The organism is Bacteroidota bacterium, assembly GCA_019637975.1.
Taxonomy (GTDB): Bacteria; Bacteroidota; Ignavibacteria; order UBA10030; family UBA6906; genus CAADGV01.
This window is the reverse complement of the sequence record JAHBUR010000032.1, coordinates 1-17,880: the sequence shown is the minus strand read 5'-3', so window position 1 is coordinate 17,880 and position 17,880 is coordinate 1. Positions and strand designations below refer to the sequence as shown.

Annotated in this window: 16 protein-coding genes; 8 read left to right on the top strand and 8 right to left on the bottom strand. The window is 50.6% G+C overall.

Annotated features, from left to right (window positions below):
• Window positions 1-112: 112 nt before the first annotated feature.
• The 5 genes from KF749_15085 to KF749_15065 all read right to left on the bottom strand — a co-directional run bounded on the left by KF749_15085 (window position 113) and on the right by KF749_15065 (window position 6,811).
• The gene (locus tag KF749_15085; GenBank protein ID MBX2992475.1) at window positions 113-1,249 is read right to left on the bottom strand and encodes a glycosyltransferase family 9 protein; all 1,137 of its coding nucleotides are present in this window, start codon (window positions 1,247-1,249) and stop codon (window positions 113-115) included.
• 12 nt (window positions 1,250-1,261) lie between these two features.
• Complete coding sequence (locus tag KF749_15080) at window positions 1,262-2,668, bottom strand: YchF/TatD family DNA exonuclease (protein MBX2992474.1); 1,407 nt, start codon at window positions 2,666-2,668, stop codon at window positions 1,262-1,264.
• A gap of 107 nt (window positions 2,669-2,775) precedes the next feature.
• The gene (locus KF749_15075; GenBank protein MBX2992473.1) at window positions 2,776-3,870 is read right to left on the bottom strand and encodes a T9SS type A sorting domain-containing protein; all 1,095 of its coding nucleotides are present in this window, start codon (window positions 3,868-3,870) and stop codon (window positions 2,776-2,778) included.
• A gap of 110 nt (window positions 3,871-3,980) precedes the next feature.
• The gene (locus KF749_15070; protein ID MBX2992472.1) at window positions 3,981-6,248 is read right to left on the bottom strand and encodes a TonB-dependent receptor; all 2,268 of its coding nucleotides are present in this window, start codon (window positions 6,246-6,248) and stop codon (window positions 3,981-3,983) included.
• Window positions 6,245-6,811, bottom strand: a complete 567-nt coding sequence (locus tag KF749_15065; GenBank protein ID MBX2992471.1) for a hypothetical protein — start codon at window positions 6,809-6,811, stop codon at window positions 6,245-6,247. The genes KF749_15070 and KF749_15065 overlap by 4 nt, the downstream gene beginning before the upstream one ends.
• Window positions 6,812-6,972: 161 nt before the next feature.
• Between KF749_15065 and KF749_15060 the strand changes: the two genes are divergently transcribed.
• On the top strand, window positions 6,973-8,076 hold the full coding sequence (locus KF749_15060) for a glycosyltransferase (protein MBX2992470.1): 1,104 nt from the start codon (window positions 6,973-6,975) through the stop codon (window positions 8,074-8,076).
• 64 nt (window positions 8,077-8,140) lie between these two features.
• Here KF749_15060 and KF749_15055 read toward each other — a convergent pair whose 3' ends face one another.
• Window positions 8,141-9,175: a sigma-54-dependent Fis family transcriptional regulator gene (locus KF749_15055; GenBank protein MBX2992469.1), complete on the bottom strand. Its 1,035-nt coding sequence runs from the start codon at window positions 9,173-9,175 to the stop codon at window positions 8,141-8,143.
• Window positions 9,176-9,259: 84 nt separating this feature from the next.
• Window positions 9,260-10,396: a hypothetical protein gene (locus tag KF749_15050; protein ID MBX2992468.1), complete on the bottom strand. Its 1,137-nt coding sequence runs from the start codon at window positions 10,394-10,396 to the stop codon at window positions 9,260-9,262.
• Window positions 10,397-10,819: 423 nt separating this feature from the next.
• Here KF749_15050 and KF749_15045 point away from each other — a divergent pair, with 423 nt between their 5' ends.
• The 7 genes from KF749_15045 to KF749_15015 all read left to right on the top strand — a co-directional run bounded on the left by KF749_15045 (window position 10,820) and on the right by KF749_15015 (window position 17,261).
• Window positions 10,820-10,990 (top strand): hypothetical protein, encoded by a 171-nt coding sequence (locus tag KF749_15045; GenBank protein MBX2992467.1) that lies wholly within the window; start codon window positions 10,820-10,822, stop codon window positions 10,988-10,990.
• 152 nt (window positions 10,991-11,142) lie between these two features.
• On the top strand, window positions 11,143-12,120 hold the full coding sequence (locus KF749_15040; GenBank protein ID MBX2992466.1) for a site-2 protease family protein: 978 nt from the start codon (window positions 11,143-11,145) through the stop codon (window positions 12,118-12,120).
• 255 nt (window positions 12,121-12,375) lie between these two features.
• Entirely contained in the window at window positions 12,376-13,212 is an 837-nt protein-coding gene (locus tag KF749_15035) for a hypothetical protein (protein MBX2992465.1), read from the top strand.
• Between the two features lie 71 nt (window positions 13,213-13,283).
• On the top strand, window positions 13,284-14,762 hold the full coding sequence (locus tag KF749_15030; GenBank protein MBX2992464.1) for a hypothetical protein: 1,479 nt from the start codon (window positions 13,284-13,286) through the stop codon (window positions 14,760-14,762).
• Window positions 14,759-15,730 (top strand): hypothetical protein, encoded by a 972-nt coding sequence (locus tag KF749_15025; GenBank protein MBX2992463.1) that lies wholly within the window; start codon window positions 14,759-14,761, stop codon window positions 15,728-15,730. The genes KF749_15030 and KF749_15025 overlap by 4 nt, the downstream gene beginning before the upstream one ends.
• Before the next feature lie 8 nt (window positions 15,731-15,738).
• Entirely contained in the window at window positions 15,739-16,665 is a 927-nt protein-coding gene (locus tag KF749_15020; GenBank protein ID MBX2992462.1) for a PorV/PorQ family protein, read from the top strand.
• 77 nt (window positions 16,666-16,742) lie between these two features.
• Window positions 16,743-17,261 (top strand): DUF255 domain-containing protein, encoded by a 519-nt coding sequence (locus KF749_15015; protein MBX2992461.1) that lies wholly within the window; start codon window positions 16,743-16,745, stop codon window positions 17,259-17,261.
• A gap of 21 nt (window positions 17,262-17,282) precedes the next feature.
• On the opposite strand, the gene KF749_15010 is transcribed toward KF749_15015, so the two are convergent.
• The coding region (locus KF749_15010) for a lipopolysaccharide heptosyltransferase family protein (GenBank protein ID MBX2992460.1) at window positions 17,283-17,880 on the bottom strand (598 nt) is incomplete at its 5' end.

Genomic DNA, 17,880 nt, shown 5'->3' with positions numbered 1-17,880 from the left:
TCGGGGAAGTGGAATGTGCATCAATCGAAACCGTCAAGCGCTATCAGAGCATGTTCTCCCCACACGCTGGGGAGCAATATACTGCATCCTCCGAAAACTGGCAAGTGGAATTTTAGACTTGGAGCATTTTCCCGGCTTGCTCAACGGCATCGTCAACGCTGATCATGCGGACACAGAATGAGGCAAACTGCTGGCCATCCGGCATCACATCACGGCAGATACCCGGCGGACAAACCTGACATTGTTGCGTTCCCGTCAACGTTTTGCTGTAATCAGTTTCCGGATACACACCCCATTCTCTATCACAATGTTGGCGGAAAAACGCGAGCGAGGGCGTCCCGACCGCAACTGCCAGATGACGCGGGCCCGAATCGTTGGTGATGCAAAGGTCGCTTCGCCGGATAATTGCAGCAAGATCGCCCACCTTCTCTCCGGTGTGAATCTCAACAAATGGGGTCTGTACGTGATGTTTGATTTCATCAATGACCGGCCCATCAAGGGGCCCCCGGAGCAGCAATACAGTGCTGTTCCCGGCTGAAAGATGGTTCATCATTGCTGCATATCTTTCCGGAGGCCAAATCTTGTAGTTGCCGCTCGCCCCCGGGTGAACGGACACGATTTTCTTGCCGGATCCCAGATGTTCCTTCTGAAAGAATTCTTCAGCCCACTGTTCGGATGACTCCGGCACATTGTATTCAGTGTGAACAGAACTCACACGGGCACCAAGTTCTCGAGCCAAGTCACAATAGTACTCGAGAACGCCACGTTGACGTTTTTCGATATCCGGTGTGTTCGTCAGAAGCCGGAACAAACCTTGTTTTCGCTGACCAATGCGTACACGCGCACCGGCGAGAAACGCCCACAACGCAAATCGATCTTCCGGAAATGTACAGACGACGGTGTCGAATTCCTGCTTACGGAGAAATCTGACAACCGACAACTCCGCCACAATTCTCGCACCTCCCTTCTCTGCACGAAGGGCCTGCCGGCTAAGAACGAGAAGCTCATCAACATGTGTGTTGGTTGAGAGTGCGCACGCTTCTCTCTCCGTTTCCGTTGCGTGCAAATCCCTGAAGCGGTCCGGCTTCGCACCATCCGATCCGCGCCGCTCAACAACCAGAACGCTGATGTGTGAGTGCGGGAAAGATTCCTTCGTTGCCCGCAACGCCGGGGTCAGCAACAGCAAATCGCCCAACTGGCCTTCGGCAAGAAAAAGGATGCGTTGCGGGGATATTGATCGGGACGACAAGATGACAGTTCGTTAGAAGTACGGGCGTTTCTGAAACGTTGCCCCTATCTCATTCTCAACAAGGAGGCGGGCTTGTTCCGTATCCACATCGTCAAGGTCAACAATGGTCATCGTGACCCTGCCGAGCAAGCGGACAGACTCTTTTGCAAAATCAATCATCGCAGGGAAGAACTTCTCGCCGTCAATTCTCATCAACTCCCCGTATTGATGCGGATCCGTTGTATTCAGGCTTATCGAAACGGCATCAATGAGGCCGACAAGTTCCGGAACGATATTGCGCTTGTTTATAACATTCCCGTGTCCGTCGGTATTGAGTCTCGTCTTTCCTCCGTTTGCTTTGACCCACTTTGAGATATCCTTGACCGCATCCAACCGGATCGTCGGTTCGCCGTACCCGCAGAAAACGATTTCGTCATACTTCTTCGGATCACCAATTTCGGCAATTACTTCTTCCGCAGTCGGTTCACGATCAATGCGAAGATTGTGTCCTTTGATCACGGCCTCTCCCTTTCTATCACAAAAGACACAATCTGCATTACATCGAATCGTGAGATTGATGTACAGGGAATTCCGGAGTTGATACGTGAATCGCGCCGCCCCCTTTTCTCCAACACCAAAAAGTTTGAATGCGCTGTAGTTGGTAATCCGGGAGATGTCTTCGATACTCAAGTGTTGCAACGCAGCTATTTTCTCAGCAATACGTGGGATGTTCGCGGGCTCATTTCTTCTTCCCCGGAACGGAACCGGCGCGAGATACGGACTGTCTGTCTCCAGCAGAAAATGTTCGGCAGAGACATTCGATGCCACCTCAACCGCAAGATCGGCTTTCTTGAAGGTTACAACACCCGGCAACGAAACATAAAAGCCCATGTTGATTACCTTCCACGCCATCTGCATGTCTCCCGAAAAACAATGAAAGACCCCTTTCGGGGCCGGATAGCGACTGTGCGGCATTTGCTTGTCGCTTCGCCATCCGGCAACCGTCTCAACAGCATCCTCAACAATAGCAATCGTCTCCGAATTGGATTCGCGTGTATGGATAACGATGGGAAGATTCCGCCGCTGTGCAAGCGTGATCTGCTCCCGGAAAACCGATTCCTGAACGTCACGCGGAGAAAAATCGTAGTGAAAATCCAACCCAATCTCACCGATGGCGACAACCTTGGGGTGGCGGCTCAGTTCCTCTATTTCTTGAAGAGATTTCTCATTGGCCTTCTTTGCGTCGTGAGGGTGGAAGCCGACACACGCGTAGATATTCGGGTACTTTTCTGCAAGCTCAACTGCCCGCTTGCTGTCTTCGAGGTCTGTTCCCGGATTGATGATGGCATGAACACCTGCATCTTCCGCCCTGCGGATGACGGCGTCGCGGTCGGCATTGAATTGTTCAGACGTCAAATGACAATGTGAATCGATAAACATGAAGTCCTTTTTAGAAAAATAGCGAGGGGCACAAATCACTTTGTGCCCCTTGAAATAACGGAAACAATAGCCTGAAATGCAAAAGACTCAGCGTCGCAAGCTCACGATCATTTCAACACCATCATGCGTCGAGTCTCAGTGAACGAGCCGGCAGTCATGCGGTAGAAGTACACCCCGCTTGGCAGACCGTCTGCATTCCAGATTGTTTCATACGAACCGGGTGATTTCATTTCGTTGACCAGCGTTGCGACTTCTTCGCCCAACATATTGAATACTTTCAGAGAAACGAATCCAGCGGTCGCTACCTGATAGCTGATGATCGTTGAGGGATTGAACGGATTGGGGTAGTTTTGATGCAATGAAAATCGTGGAGGAACCTGTTCGTTCGTGCGAACATCAGTTGTCGAGTCGGACACGATGGACGTATTCCAAACCACGGTTCCCTGACGAACCGAGATCGTTCCGCTCACCGCCGATGTGTCGCTCGCTTCACAGATCACGACCGCTCCCCCCCGGGAGAGAAACATGAAACTTACGACAGGACTACCGTTATAAAAATTCAGCTTTCGAATTCTTAACGCATAAATGGAATTGACGCTATTCGGCAACAGCATTGTGCCATACCCGTCAACGGTGTACGTTGCGTCGTGAGTTGTCGTTGTATTCGAAATTTCTTGACCGTTCAGTGTAACCCGGGTATTGTTGGAGAAAGCGGTATTCCAAACTGTACCGAGTGTTGCCGGAAGTGCGTACACGATTTCAGCCGGCGTTACGGTAGTTCTCAATTCGATGGTGCTAAACGGAAATGGCGTTGCACGCGCCATATTTCCCAAATTTCGCAAGCCGGTTGCATTCAATTGAAGGTATTGGTAGACAGTCCCGTTAATACCTTCGAAATTCGTATCCACCCGGGCGGCATGTGTTGCCCCGGGAAAGTTCGAAATGAAGGGCGTACCCGACGCCAAGACGCTGTTATACACTTGAAACGTCGAGGTCTGAAGCCCGCTGAAGTTCCACGAGTTGAGACCGGGAGACCCGACGTTGAAGGATGTCGCGACGTTATCATTGCGATTCACAACCATGTTTCCCGGTGCAAGAATGCGATTAACGTCTACATCATTGATCGTAATCTGGGCGCCGGCAGTCACTATAAAGATCGTGCAAAGCAACCCCGGCATTACGTATCGCATCAGAGATCTCATTCTACCTCCTCAGTGTTTGTGTTTTTGTTATTGAAATCAGTCGTACTCACTCAGGTACTGTCAAAGAAACAACACCCACTCCCGACAGTGTATAATCCGTTTGAAGGCTGTTACAACCGCGCCTCGACCACAAGAACAAAATTCCGGGGCGGCGACATATTTGCTGTCAACTCAAGATAATTGTAGCGGAATGCGTTATTGACGTGAACCGTTGCGGAAAGAGGAACTCCGAAGGAGGAAAAATCTGCACCGAGCCTGAAGTCAGTAACGAGAATCTTGTCTCTCGCATCAGCATTCGGAATGAAAAAATCCCGCGTATTCACAAACAGATCGAACACACGGTCAACCTTGCTCATATACCGGAAATCGACATTCGCCCGGAGGATTCCGAACCGTCCCTGAACTCCGGTTGTGAGCACGTGCTTCGGCCGGTACGGCAGCACGTTGTTCGGCCGGGCGTTCACAAGACTATCCAACCCTAAAAACCTCCGGGGAGTGAGGTCTTCTGCATACGCATACGTATACCCGACATTCCACAGAAGATCGCCTTCGAAGAACCCAATCTTCCAAGCTGTTTCGAATCCCTGAACCCGGGCTTTGGGCGTGTTCTGCCATTGCACTTTGTAACTACCGCCGGCGTCCTGAAACGGCGTAGGCTCTATCAGGTTGCTGTAGTCGGTTCTGAACAGGGCAAAATCCAGCGTTCCCAATCCATTCAGCTGATGAACGATACCCAATTCGTAGGAAGAACTTCTTTCTGCTTTGAGGTCAGGGTTCGGCAACGTGTTTATTCCGCCACCAAGATCAAGGGCAATAAACACCTCGCCAACAGAGGGAACCCTGAAGCCCCTCCCAAAGGAAGCGCGAAGCGTAGTTCCCTCGTCAAGCTTGTACGAGAGCGCAACCTTGGGATTTACCTGTGGTTTCGCATCGATAAGTCCGATATCCTGAATATCGAGGCGAGCACCGAAAGTGAGCAAGAAGCGGTCGGTAATGCTCCATTCATCTTGAGAGAAAAGAGCGGCAGACCATCCTGAGTGCTTGCCAAAGAGTGAAGTGGGCGAATCCACTGTGAAAAACTGACCGCTCACGCCACTCGTTACGGTATGGTCACTCCCTAAGAATGCTGTCATTCCAATTTCGGCGCGATAGTCGTTGGAGATCGACTGTTGGATGTCTGTCCAACGAGGTTGGGGAGAATCGTGCCACGTCGTGGATTTCCAGTCGTTGTGATACCACAATCCCTTCACTGATAAAAGGAACTTATCGGATAAAGCATCGTTATAGAGGCTGCTCACAAAGTAGCGGCTTGAATTCACATCGTCGTCACGCTGGACATAGGGAGTAAGGAGAGCGGAATCAATATTGCGCCACCAATTGTGCTGGCCGCGGTGCTGCGAAAGCAACCCGAAGTTGATTGTGATGGAATTGTCGGACGGCAAATCTTGTCGCGCTTTCACATACACGTTGTATCGTCGTGAAAAATCATTTGCGCGGTAACTGTCATTTGCCTGTCTGCTCAACGAAAGTGCGAGGCCAAAATCACCCACTTTCAGGGTCTGGCCAAGCGACAATCCTGCAAACCCCAATCTCCGATCTGTCCATTTCCACCTGTCATATGATGGCTTGTTGTAAACACCGGCATAGGTTCTGACAAAGGTCTCCGGATTCTCCGGAATGGGTTTTGTGATGATGTTGATGACCCCTCCCAGCGCGCTGGAGCCATATAACGCCGAACTTGCCCCTTTCACGACTTCGATCCGATCAATTTGACCGACCGGAATTTGCTCGAAGATGAGTTCTCCCGTATCACCTGCAATGAACGGGATCCCATCAAGCAGCATTACGATGCGGCTTCCCGCGCCCTTTGTGTACCCGCTTGATCCCCGGATATTCACTTGTCCGCCGGTTATGTTTACACCGGGAATATAACGCATGACATCCTCGATCGTCTGAGGATTGCGTGATTGCATTTCTGCCGCATCCATCACTGAAATGCTCACGGGAACGTCCTGCAACGATTGTTCCCGCTTGTTTGCCGTAACGACGACCTGGTCTGTCTGGACAGGTCGTACACGCAAAGTCACGTTCACGACCGTTTCCTGTCCATCCTGAACGATTACGCCCGCCACAGTTTCGCGTTGATATCCAATAAGCGAGAAAATGAGTGTATAGGTTCCGGGAGCTACATCGGCTATGCGATATTTGCCGTCGGTATTTGTCGAGGCACCGCGTACAGAGCCTTGAACCAGCACATTCACCCCGACAAGGTGGTCATTCCCGTCTTTGCCCACAACCGTGCCCACTATTGAACCGCTCGCCGCCACAGACGTCACCGAAGCAAAGAGCAATATCAGAAATCCTATAGTTATTTTCATTGCCATGGCCTCGGTGGTGGGTTTCGGAAGTCGCACCGAATATCGATATTCTGAATGAATCTTCCACGAGTGACGGTGATGGAACCGGGATTGAAAGTACCCGGCTGGGTTGTGTAGAGTCCTGCCGGACGCCAATCTGCAAAAACATTCGGCCCATCACGCCACGCCATTGCGATGTAGGTGTACGTTGCGGGAAGAGAATCAACGCCGGGCCTGAGGTAAATCTCATAATGAATCGAATCGCGGAGTCTCCCGGAACTGTCTCGCTTGCTGTATGCAGTCGTTCCCACGGGAGGATAGATGATCACATTTCCTCTTAAGAATTCGAAAAAGAGACCTGTTGTGTCAACGGGAGCTTCCTTGAACGCAGCAATGCGGAGTTCCTGCACTTTGATGTCAACACTGTCGGTCGGCCAATTCGTAAAGTAGATGATCCCGCCAAATCCGGTAGGTGCATTAGGATCAATAGGAGGAATGTTGAGCGGGGCGATTCCTTTATCGCAACCCGGGGAATGCAGAAGGAACGCAGAAAGAACAACCGTGGCAATATACTTGCGCTTCATATAGGGGAGAACAATTGTTTCACTGCAACAACATATTCAACTGTTGGTTGAAATGCAATAACCGGACATCATTCACTCCATTTGGCGAGATTGCGTGGCGAGCACATTTTGAGTAATTTAAATTTGATGAGAAGTTCCTTCGTTACCATTTTCCTTCTTTCATGCTTGTAGAACTGCTTGTTCTGTTCGGGATTCTGTACGCGCTTCAAATTTGCATATTCGCAATCGGTGCTCATCGCGCCCGATATTCCTTTGATAGTTCGTTCAGACCGACAGTCTCTATTATCGTTGCAGCACGAAACGAAGAACAGAATATTCGTCGCTGCCTCGAATCTCTATCACACTTGTCATATCCAAAAGAACTTCTCGAAATACTCGTTGTGAACGACCGCTCGACCGACAAAACGCACGAGATTATTGAAGAGTTTGCCGTCAGGTTCCCTTTCATACAATCACATACCTCAATCCCCGATCCTGACGGACATCTCAGAGGAAAGACCAATGCGGTCGCGCAGGGCATCGAGAGAACAACAGGCGAGTTCATTTTCTTCACGGATGCTGATTGCATCGTTCCGGAACGGTGGGTTGAAGAAACCGTGAAGTACTATAACGAGCCGAACGTGGGTGTGGTTGCGGGTTTCACTTCGCTTCGGGCCTCAACATTGTTTGAAGCAATTCAGGCCTTGGATTGGTTTGTGTTGTTCTCGATTGCGGCTGCAACAATCCGCCTGCATTTCCCGGTTACGGCTGTCGGCAATAATCTCTCCGTGAGAAGGAAAGCATACGAAGCGGTCGGCGGCTACCGGAACATTCCCTTCAGTATAACTGAAGATTATGCCCTATTTCATGCAGTAATGTCGACGGGCATATACAAGGCAAAATTTCCCGTCGATGCATCAACGCTGGTACAAAGCATGCCGTGCGAGGATTGGGCAGGCCTGTATCGGCAGAAGAAACGCTGGTTCATTGGTGGCGCTGACATGGACTTGAAGAGCATTGCGTTGTTTGCAACAGGGTTTCTATTCAAAACACTTCTGGTCATAAATCTCTTGGCCGGAAATGTCATCGCCGTTCTGGCGGCCTATGCCGTCAAAGTACTTTCAGATTTCATGCTTGTCCGGCCGGCATTGACCACTTTCCGGAAGATGAGATTGATCCTGTACTTCGTACCCTTCGAGGTGTACTATATTGTCTACGTAGTTCTCTTCCCTCCCATCGTCTTGCTCAACAGAAGAGTGTCCTGGAAGAATAGGGTATTCCGTTAGTTAGAAAGGAAACGCCCTCCTGTGAATCCGGAAGGCGTTTCGTGATCACGTCACTGTATGTGTATTATCCCCTCGATCGAGCGCTGGCAATACCGAGCCGCTTCAACTTATAGCGGAATGTCTGTTCCGTCATTCCGAGGAACTGCGCAGCCTTCGATTGGTTGAAGCCGAATCTGTCAAGCGACCGTTCGATAATTCCCTTCTCAATCACATCGAGAGACTTATCGAGGACGAATTCCTGACCTGCCATAATGTTGTTGATCATCTTTACTACTTCTGTCTTTTCATCGACCAGTTCCGGCGGCAGCGAGAATCGCCCTTCGTTGGAGAAGAGTACGGACTTGTCAACGACAGCCTTCAGCTCGCGAATATTCTCTTTCCACGGCTGACGGACCAACACATCAATTGCATTAATGTCGATCACCAACTCACCGAGTCCGAGTTCACGGCAGATTTCACTGGTGAAATGTTTGACGAGAAGCGGAATATCTTCTGCGCGCTGACGCAACGGCTGAATCTCGACTTTTTCGAATTCGAGCACGCGGGCGTACAGGTCTTCCAGCAACTTCCGCTTTTCGACAAGCTGTGCAGGATCATCTTTCATAGTAATGATCAGGCGAATGTCGACATTCTCTTTCGCCTCGCCACCGATACGGCGGGTCTTGCGTTCGTTGACGAAGTTGAGAATCTTCATCTGGTTGCGGAAGCTTGCTTCCTCAATCTCCTCAATTAAAACGGTACCACCGTTCGCCTGCTCGAATAACCCGCGCTTCGATGTATACGGCAATCCCTCGACTCCGCGATCGAATCCGAACAACATCGCCTCAAGTTCCCTGTCGTCAACCACCGAAAGGTTGATCGACATGAAGGGTTGTTCGGAGCTGCCGTTCTTCAACTCGGCCTTGCCCATGTGATAGATGTTCTTCGCTACAGCTCCCTTGCCAACTCCCGCTTCGCCGACGATAACGACATCACGCCGGCTCTTGGCAAGTTTCTGAATCGAGCGTATCAACTGTTCGGTGGATTTGCTCTTACCGACGATAGGATATTCGAAAGCACCCCCTGCCTTCTTGTCTCCCAGAACTGTTTTTGATTCCATAGAACCTTCCTTACTGATGATGGTTGGAACGGCACGCTCTGCTTGTTTGTGCAGGGGACCTGAACAGAGGTGCTTGGTTCGCGTTTACTTGGTTTTCAATTTTGGATCGACCAGCATTCGTCCGACGAGTGTGTTGCGCTTGAAGAAGTGGGCAATGACCAGGTTGTCCAACGAATCTCTCCAGCGCGTGATGGTTGACGGACTTTCAATGATTTCGTGTTCGTAGAACTCGCCGTACGCCGAGCGAATGAACCGCAGGCGAAGGGCGAAGAAAACAGCAATTATACCAAGAACAGCAGCCGACAAAAACTGCCCTATTTCAAAAATCTGGAGAGCGTTCTGCCACTCAATAGTTTTGATGAATGTCCACGCGTGAAACACTTCCAGCGTGCAGAACATCAGGAAAAAGAACATCATCTTTTCAATGTATGCTCCTTGGGGCGGATCTTTTTTGTATTGATATCCGAAGAAGAGAAGAATCAGGCCGACCGTCAGCACACACATATAAATGGAACTGAGATAAATCGGCTTCAACAACAAGTTCTTGTAGTTGGATCCGGAGAGGTACGGGTACAATTCCTCGACTCTCAGAACCCGATCGGCTTCAGGCAATGCGTTCAACAAAGGCGCTTCAACATTCTTCAGATATGAAGCAAGTTCCGTGTGAGCAGGGATTGTTTCAAATTCCCGGGCGAATTGGGCAGAAGCCTTGTCAAGTTCTTTCCACTCGGCAATTTCGTGTGTCTTATAGAGATATTGCGAATCCGCAAGTTGCGGATAGTAGTAGTATGCGAAGAATCCGCCAACGATTGCGATAGTGAGAAAGTACTTCTGAATGATCTTGAAATCACGGAAGAGCAAATCGATTGTCACATAACAAATCGCGAACGCGAGCAGAAAGAAGTACAGCGCATGAGAAACATACTGGAAATAATACAATCGCGCCTTCGGATCACCAACGAAGAACGCAGTTCCAACGAAGTTGTAAAAATGAAAGAAAACGGCCATCGCAAAGAGCGCCGCAAAATTGACGAAGATGAACTTCGTTTTGCGAACGGTTTCAAAGCGGACCAACACTATTGAGAGAATGAGGAGTAAGAATTGAAGCGAGTTCCCCAAGAATTGGATTGCTGTTATTTCAAAATGCGGCCATGAATATGACATGCCCACGACTGCAATAACTGCGAGCCACAGTACCAATATCCTTTTCGCAAAACTCATCGGCAAGATCCCCTTTGGGAGTAACGGTAAAAATATATCGAACGTCGCAATGCAAGTCAATAGCAAACGCTATTTATTTCAAAATATCTGCTATTCTTTGTGAGGGAATCGTTATAAACATAGGTTACAGCAGTAATTTCTAAGTTCTATTTGACAGTACGATGCATCTTCAATATATTGGGGCAGGCAAAAAGCTCGAGTATTGATACGCTTAAGAAGAATGGGGGAAACTTCTGTAGTGTGTTTGACAAGCGGAGTTTTCCTTCTGTACAGACATCGCTCCCGGTGTGTTCCCGTGTTTCCCCCTGCCAGTCTTGCCAGCCGTTCTGTTTCCAACCCGTGCAGTTAGAAGATCAACCATGAAGATTTCCAAAAGGAAACCGATAACCTAACCAACAACAACCAAACAAAGGGGAGCTGTCCATGTCGAAAACAACAAAGCGCTTTCGGTCACTTCTGGTGACGCTTGCAATCGTTGCAATCTCAAACATCGCTATCTCAAATGCCTTGAGCAAAAGCGGCGTTATGAACATTCCTGATCCACCCCGTCCGAAGAGCGGTGTTATGAACATCCCGGACCCGCCCAGACCGTAAGTCGTTCAGAATAAGAAATGCCTAGGCCACGCGGCGTTTGCCCGGTGGCCTTTTTTGTTTGCAGGCGTTATGGCTTAGATTATTTCCTTCTTTTCTGTATATTTTTACAGGACACTACTCTCACACTCTGAACGATTCACTTTTCGAAGCGCATGGACCAAGATTTTGGTGAAACACAATCCGAATTCAGTCAATGGAAACGCTATGCCGTTCACATCATTCTGTTTGGCCTCACGTTCTTCACAACAACTCTTGCCGGCGTCGATTGGCTTGCCAAGGATTCACTTGAGCTGACCAATTTCTCGTCAGGGTTAACCTACTCTGTCTTGATTCTCATCATGCTCAGCGCGCATGAGTTTGGTCATTACTTCGCTGCACGATACCACAAGGTTGAAGCAACGCTTCCATTCTACATTCCCTTTCCTCCGTTCCTCCTCCTCAATCCTTTCGGGACGATGGGGGCGGTAATCAGGTTACGGTCTGCTATCCCTTCGAGAAAAGTCTTGTTTGATATCGGCGTAGCCGGGCCGCTGGCAGGGTTTGTTGCGACTGCAATTATCCTGGCTGTCGGATTCCAGACTCTGCCATCCAAGGAGTATCTCTATTCCATCCACCCGGAGTACGCGCTCCTTACTACAATACCGGATGGCGGACTGCATTTCGGCAACACGTTGTTTCTTTCATTGTTTCGGGAAGTGTTTGCTCCGCCCGGCGTATTTATTCCGCCCATGAACGAAATCTACCACTATCCATTTCTCTGTGTCGGGTGGTTTGGGATGCTGGTAACGGCCATGAATCTCATCCCCGTCGGGCAACTCGATGGCGGACACATCTCCTATTCGATGTTCGGAACCCGATACCACACCATTGCGCAAGCGTTTCTTGTCATATTGGTAGTCCTCGGACTGTCAGGAATGTTGCGAGAAATCGGAATCGATTTTGAATACGGATGGTTCGGCTGGTTCATCTGGGCTATGATTCTCATCTTTATGATTCGGAGGGGAAAGATGCACCGACCGCCGATTGAGGACGATACGCCGCTCGATCCTACCCGCAGGTCATTGGGCTGGTTGTGTGCAGTCATTTTTGTCGGGTGTATCTCCCTCGTTCCTATTTCCTATATCCTGTAATGGAAAATCAGCTTGACATTCGAATGGCATTTGAATAACTTCTCAACAGTTCATATCAATAACGAACACGGAAAATCTATCGCAGTGTTGGTACGCTTTTAGGGTTAAGAGGCAGGATATTACCAACACATGCATTCACGTAGAAACAGCAACTCCAGGGCCGGGCTTTCATTGTCAATTCCGAAGTACTTTCTTCGGACGAACAGACAACGGATGCACGGCTTTTCTGTTATGAGGACACGAGAGAATCCATTCATGAAACATATCCCATACCTGCTGGTGCCGATACTCGCAATTCTTCTTTTGGCTTGCGAGAAGAACAGCCTCGGCACGATTGATGTGCCAACAGAGAGTCCGTTTCTCAGTACTGCATCAGCAACCCCCGACAGCATCTTTCTTGATAATCTAGTTCCGGTCGGCAATCTCTATCAAGTCAGCACAGTAGTCAGTGTTGGAACCGCTGCCACTGGAAGAGCACAAGAAGTTGTTGCCGCTATTCTCCGACCGACCACAACTGAGGAAGTTGCACGAATCTCATTGCGGGATGACGGGTCTGCACCGGATGTGACAGCCAACGATGGGATTTTCTCGGGGAAGTTCGACTTCGCCATTCCGCGAACCCTTGCCGGGCGCTATCGCATTAAGTTCTGGTCCACGTCACAGGATGGCCACGTCAGCAACATCATCGAGCGACGTCTCGCGCTGACGAGAAGAAACTCTGCTCCGCGACTGCTGAGCGCAACGTCTCCCGACACGGTTGATTTACCGACAACAGGATTCATCACTGTACAGTTTACTGCGACCGTGTCCGACTCGGACGGGCTGGCCGATATTGCTGAGGTGTTTTTCCTGCGGGATACCCTGACAACCAAGTTCTTCCTGAAAGATGACGGCGGCATCGGGCGCAACACATTCGAGGGGTTTCCTACGCCCCTTTCAACGGGCGATGACGTTGCCGGCGACGGAAAATACTCGATACTTCTGCCCGTTACACCTTCGAACACACGCTCGACACGGTTGATCACCTTTCAGGCTATTGACTCGCAAGGAGACACAAGCAATACCATCCAACGATTCTTCACTATCCGATGAACATGAAGCTTTATTCTTCCCTTCTCAGTCTGTTGCTCCTGGCCGGCGTATGGCCAATGTCGGCGCAAGTAATGAGCATGAGGTCATTCGGACTTGATGCCAGCCAGTCGGAGAGCTTAAGCGCCCTCCCCAGCAATTCAGTTTCTCAAATAGCAACAGAAGGCACGGCTGTTTTCATTGGCACGAGTAAAGGACTTGCCCGAACGGGAAATGGCGGACTTTCGTGGGAGAGTTTCCGCTCCGTTCTTCAGTTCGCAAATCCGGGCATCTTCTCTCTTGCCGTGAAAGGAAACACTATCTGGACAGCAACCGGCTTCTCAAAGCCCTCCCCTACCGATGCAAGCGCACGGGTGCAAACAGGTTCCGGGTACACGTACTCACTGGATAATGGCGTTAGCTGGACTCAACTCCCGCAAACACTCGACCCAGCCAACGATAGCATCGTAACGTACGGATCGAATCAAATCTACTTTCTGCCCATTATCGTCCCCGAGCAGAATGTAACATTCGATCTTGCGTTCGACGACAATGCCGTCTGGATTGCAAGTTGGTCAAGCGGGCTGCGCAAATCCACAAATCGCGGGCTGACCTGGGTACGGACAGTTCTTCCATCAGACATCAGAAACTCCATTTCGCCCGAAGATGCGCTCGGCGGATATACTGTCGACCCGAGAAGGAACAACAACTTTCTTGCATTCTCCGTTTATCTTGAAGATGACACAACCGTCTGGTGCGGAACCGCAGGAGGCATCAACAAGTCAACCGACGGCGGCGTGAGTTGGACGAAGTTCGCGGCACAGAATCAGTCCTCCCCCATACTCGGCAACTGGGTAATCGCCATCAACGGCCAACAGCTCGGGTCACGAAAGCGGATCTGGTGTACAAACTGGAAAGCAGAGGGTCAAACTGAACAATTCGGTGTCAGCTACACCGATGACGGCGGCCGAATCTGGAAGAACTTCCTGCACGGCGTGAAGGCGTACGATATCGCATTCAAGGATTCTATCGCGTATGTCGCAACCGATGAGGGGATTTTCCGGACAGACGACGGGGGATTTTCATGGACTCAATCCGGCACGATTATCGACAAGGCGACCGGGTTCAGAATTACGTCTCAAGCATTCTTCAGCGTCGGCGTGTCGGGCGATACCGTGTATGGCGGCAGCGGCGATGGACTTGTCAAGACGACCGATAACGCGACTAACCCGTTCGGGCAAACGTGGCATGTACTGCGGGCATTCCGTCCCGTCGGCAACACTTCGGCAACGTACATCTACCCGAATCCGTTTTCTCCCAGGCAAGAGGTTGCCCGCGTTCACTACAGCACCGGCGGGCGAACGGCTAACGTGACAGTCGAAGTGTTTGATTTCGGAATGAATCGCGTTCGAACCGTTGTCAAGGACGCCTCCCGATCCGGAACAAGTGAGCATGACGAAATCTGGGACGGGCGGGATGATTCTAAACGTATCGTTGCCAACGGAGTGTATTTCTACCGCGTCACGCTTGACGGCGCCGACCCGACCTGGGGAAAGGTGATGGTGCTGCAATGAAACCACACCCAACAGTGATGTTTACTCGCATTCTCTTTTTCCTCATACTCTGCTTCGTACTCGTGTCATCGGCTTTGGCGCAGCTTGGCGGAACGGCAGGAACGTACAGTCGTATGGGTTTCGGTGCACGGGGAATGGGAATGGGAAATGCCCTGACGGCTGTGACCGGCGGCGACGCTGTCGGGTACTACAACCCGGCGGCGTTGCCGTTCGCCGGATACCGGAACATCTCCGCATCCTTCGGCATTCTCGCGTTCGATCGCCGACTGAACTTCCTCAGTTTTGCGCAACCGCTGAAGGGCAACGCGGGCATCTCTGCGGGCATCATCAACTCGGGCGTCAGCAACATTGACGGACGTGATTCGGACGGTGAACCGACCGGGCCGTTGAAGACATCCGAGAATCAGGTCTTTCTCGGATTCGGAACGCAGATGAAGAACGGACTCGCTATCGGCTTCAATGTCAAGTATCTCTATCATCACCTGTACACCGACGTCAACTCCAGCACATTCGGAATTGATATTGGCGCCTTGTTCCCGCTGAGCAGCACGATCACGCTCGGCGCGACAATCCGCGATCTCCTCTCAAAATACTCGTGGAACACCAACGCCATTTACGGCCAGAACGGAACGCAAACCGATGACAAGTTCCCGCGGCTTTACACAGTCGGGGCGGCATATACCTTACCGGACAGTCTGGGCATTGCAGCAGTTGACGTCGAATTCACAAATCAATCAACCGTAATGCTCAAGGCCGGAGTTGAAGTGCCGGTCATTCCTGAAGTCAGTGTCAGAGCGGGAATTGACAGAGTTGATTTGAAGGAGAAAGGAAATGGCGTGCGGCCTGCATTCGGATTCTCCGCCCGCAGGAGTTTTGATGATTGGACTCCGGCAATCAATTACGCATTTGTCGTCGAACCGTTTGCGACTTCGGGCATGCACATAATTTCGATTTCTGTTATCTTCTAACGAGAAAAATGATGAAGTACCCCCAAAATATCCTCTTCGCACTTGCGTTCGTGTTGTTGATGACGCCGTATGCCGCTCACGCACAAGTCGGGAAGTCCGGTCTTGCATTTTTGAAGTTTGGCGTTTCGGGCCGCGCCGTATCGATGGGCGATGCCATGAGTGCGACAATCTCAGGCGCTGCAGCTACGCACTACAATCCTGCCGGCCTGATGGTGCCCGAAGGGACGAACGCACACATTCTGCTGATGCATAAGGAGTGGATTCAGGACGTTCGCTCGCAGTTCCTCGGCGCAACGGTCAATCTGAACGATGAAAGCGCATTGGGGGTTTCGGTAAACACGGCAACAGTTTCGGACATTGAGATCCGGACAAGACCGGGCACTCCGCAGGGCACGTTCTCGTCAAGAGATTACTCTCTCGGTTTGTCGTATGCGCGCCACTTTTCCGACGATCTGGCAATCGGAATAACAGCAAAATTTTTGTACGAGAAGATTTTTGTGGATGAAGCCAACGGCTTCGCATTCGACATCGGCGCCCAATACAACACCCCGATTGAAAACCTGACCTTCGGATTGGCATTGGCCAATCTCGGCAGCACAAACAATCTTCGGAACGAGAACATCACCCTCCCTTCACTGCTTCGTGCAGGCCCGGCGTACGTTGCCGAACTGGAAAGCATGACATCGCGGCTTACTATTGCCACTGATCTGCTGCACATCTTCCCCGAAAAGAAGACCTATGTAAACATGGGAGGCGAGTGGCTTTTCAATGGAATTGTTGCAGCCCGCGCGGGCTATCAACTCGGCTCGAATGCCCGCGGCTTCAGTACAGGGCTCGGCGTTGAATACGGGATGTTCAGCCTCGATTACGGCTTTGCCCCCCTCTCCTCTGACCTCGGAAGCGGGCACACGTTTTCGTTGAGTTTGAAGTTATAGTCGAAACACTGACCCTTTCGAGCCGTCACAGCATCAAACAGGCAGAGTGTACGTTTATGACATTTCAGGAGAGTTCCATGACTGCAACCACCCGGACACGAATAATCACAGGCGTTGTTCTTGCTGTGTTCACTGCCATTATCGGTTTTCAATTCAAGTCGGCAACAGCCAACGGCACATCTCTTCTGCAGTGGAGGTCGTTTGACGAGGGAATAGCGGAAGCACAACAATCCAACAAGAAGGTTCTGGTTGATGTGTACACCGATTGGTGCAGTTGGTGCAAGAAAATGGACTCGCAGGTGTACGCAAACAACGATGTCGCCGACTACTTGAGCAAGAGTTACGTTGTTATCAAGCTCAACGCGGAATCGTCAAAGAAGATCAACTATAGGAATCAGCAATACACCGAGCGTGAGCTTGCGGCGGCGTTCGGCATTAACGGATACCCCAGCACACTCTTTCTGAAATCCGATTCCGAACCGATCACGATATATCCGGGATTTGCTGACGCGCAGAAGTTCAAGCAAATCATCTCCTTCATCGCCGAAGATCATTATCTGTCGAAGAAATTCGAAGACTATATCGTCGGGAAGTGATGCCCGTACGGACGTCCGGGATTATGCTCTAGCCTTCTTCTCGTTCCACGCAGCGTGGAACCGCTTCACAGCGGCAACGATTCCTTCCAGATCAATCATGTGGATGCACTCAAGATTGTACGGGCACGAACGCTTCCAGCAGGGGGAACATGCCAGTCCGTGAGGTATGAACTTCTCCCCTCTCTCGTACAAATCAATCTCCGTCCAGCAACTGACGCCGAACCAGACGAGAACATGTTTCTTCAACGCAACCGCGGCGTGCATCCCGAACGAATCCCCTGAAATGATTACGTCGCAAATGTTCTCGTAGCATAAACCCCGCCGGACTCCTTCGGTGGTCGGCGTGCTGATCACATTCTCTCCAACCCGGCGTACGATTTCTGCATTGCGTTCGGTATCTTCGGGTCCTCCGACAAGTACCAGCCTGACATGATCGAGCATGCACAGGCTCTCAATGAGTTGTACATGCTGGTCAATGGTCATTTTCTTGTTGGGATAGAGTTCAGAACAGCCCGTATTGAACCCGACAACCAATTCATCCTTCCTGATGCCGACGCTTTCCTTGTATGACGAGCAGAACATCTTTTCCTCTTCCGTCAGCTGCAGCACATACTCGTCA

Coding starts and splice junctions, on each gene's coding strand:
- KF749_15025 (MBX2992463.1), top strand. CDS start 14,759: ATGAAACCACACCCAACAGTGATGTTTACTCGCATTCTCTTTTTCCTC.
- KF749_15020 (MBX2992462.1), top strand. CDS start 15,739: ATGATGAAGTACCCCCAAAATATCCTCTTCGCACTTGCGTTCGTGTTG.
- KF749_15030 (MBX2992464.1), top strand. CDS start 13,284: ATGAGCATGAGGTCATTCGGACTTGATGCCAGCCAGTCGGAGAGCTTA.
- KF749_15035 (MBX2992465.1), top strand. CDS start 12,376: ATGAAACATATCCCATACCTGCTGGTGCCGATACTCGCAATTCTTCTT.
- KF749_15075 (MBX2992473.1), bottom strand. CDS start 3,870: ATGAGATCTCTGATGCGATACGTAATGCCGGGGTTGCTTTGCACGATC.
- KF749_15050 (MBX2992468.1), bottom strand. CDS start 10,396: ATGAGTTTTGCGAAAAGGATATTGGTACTGTGGCTCGCAGTTATTGCA.
- KF749_15080 (MBX2992474.1), bottom strand. CDS start 2,668: ATGTTTATCGATTCACATTGTCATTTGACGTCTGAACAATTCAATGCC.
- KF749_15065 (MBX2992471.1), bottom strand. CDS start 6,811: ATGAAGCGCAAGTATATTGCCACGGTTGTTCTTTCTGCGTTCCTTCTG.
- KF749_15070 (MBX2992472.1), bottom strand. CDS start 6,248: ATGAAAATAACTATAGGATTTCTGATATTGCTCTTTGCTTCGGTGACG.
- KF749_15040 (MBX2992466.1), top strand. CDS start 11,143: ATGGACCAAGATTTTGGTGAAACACAATCCGAATTCAGTCAATGGAAA.
- KF749_15055 (MBX2992469.1), bottom strand. CDS start 9,175: ATGGAATCAAAAACAGTTCTGGGAGACAAGAAGGCAGGGGGTGCTTTC.
- KF749_15045 (MBX2992467.1), top strand. CDS start 10,820: ATGTCGAAAACAACAAAGCGCTTTCGGTCACTTCTGGTGACGCTTGCA.
- KF749_15015 (MBX2992461.1), top strand. CDS start 16,743: ATGACTGCAACCACCCGGACACGAATAATCACAGGCGTTGTTCTTGCT.
- KF749_15060 (MBX2992470.1), top strand. CDS start 6,973: ATGCTTGTAGAACTGCTTGTTCTGTTCGGGATTCTGTACGCGCTTCAA.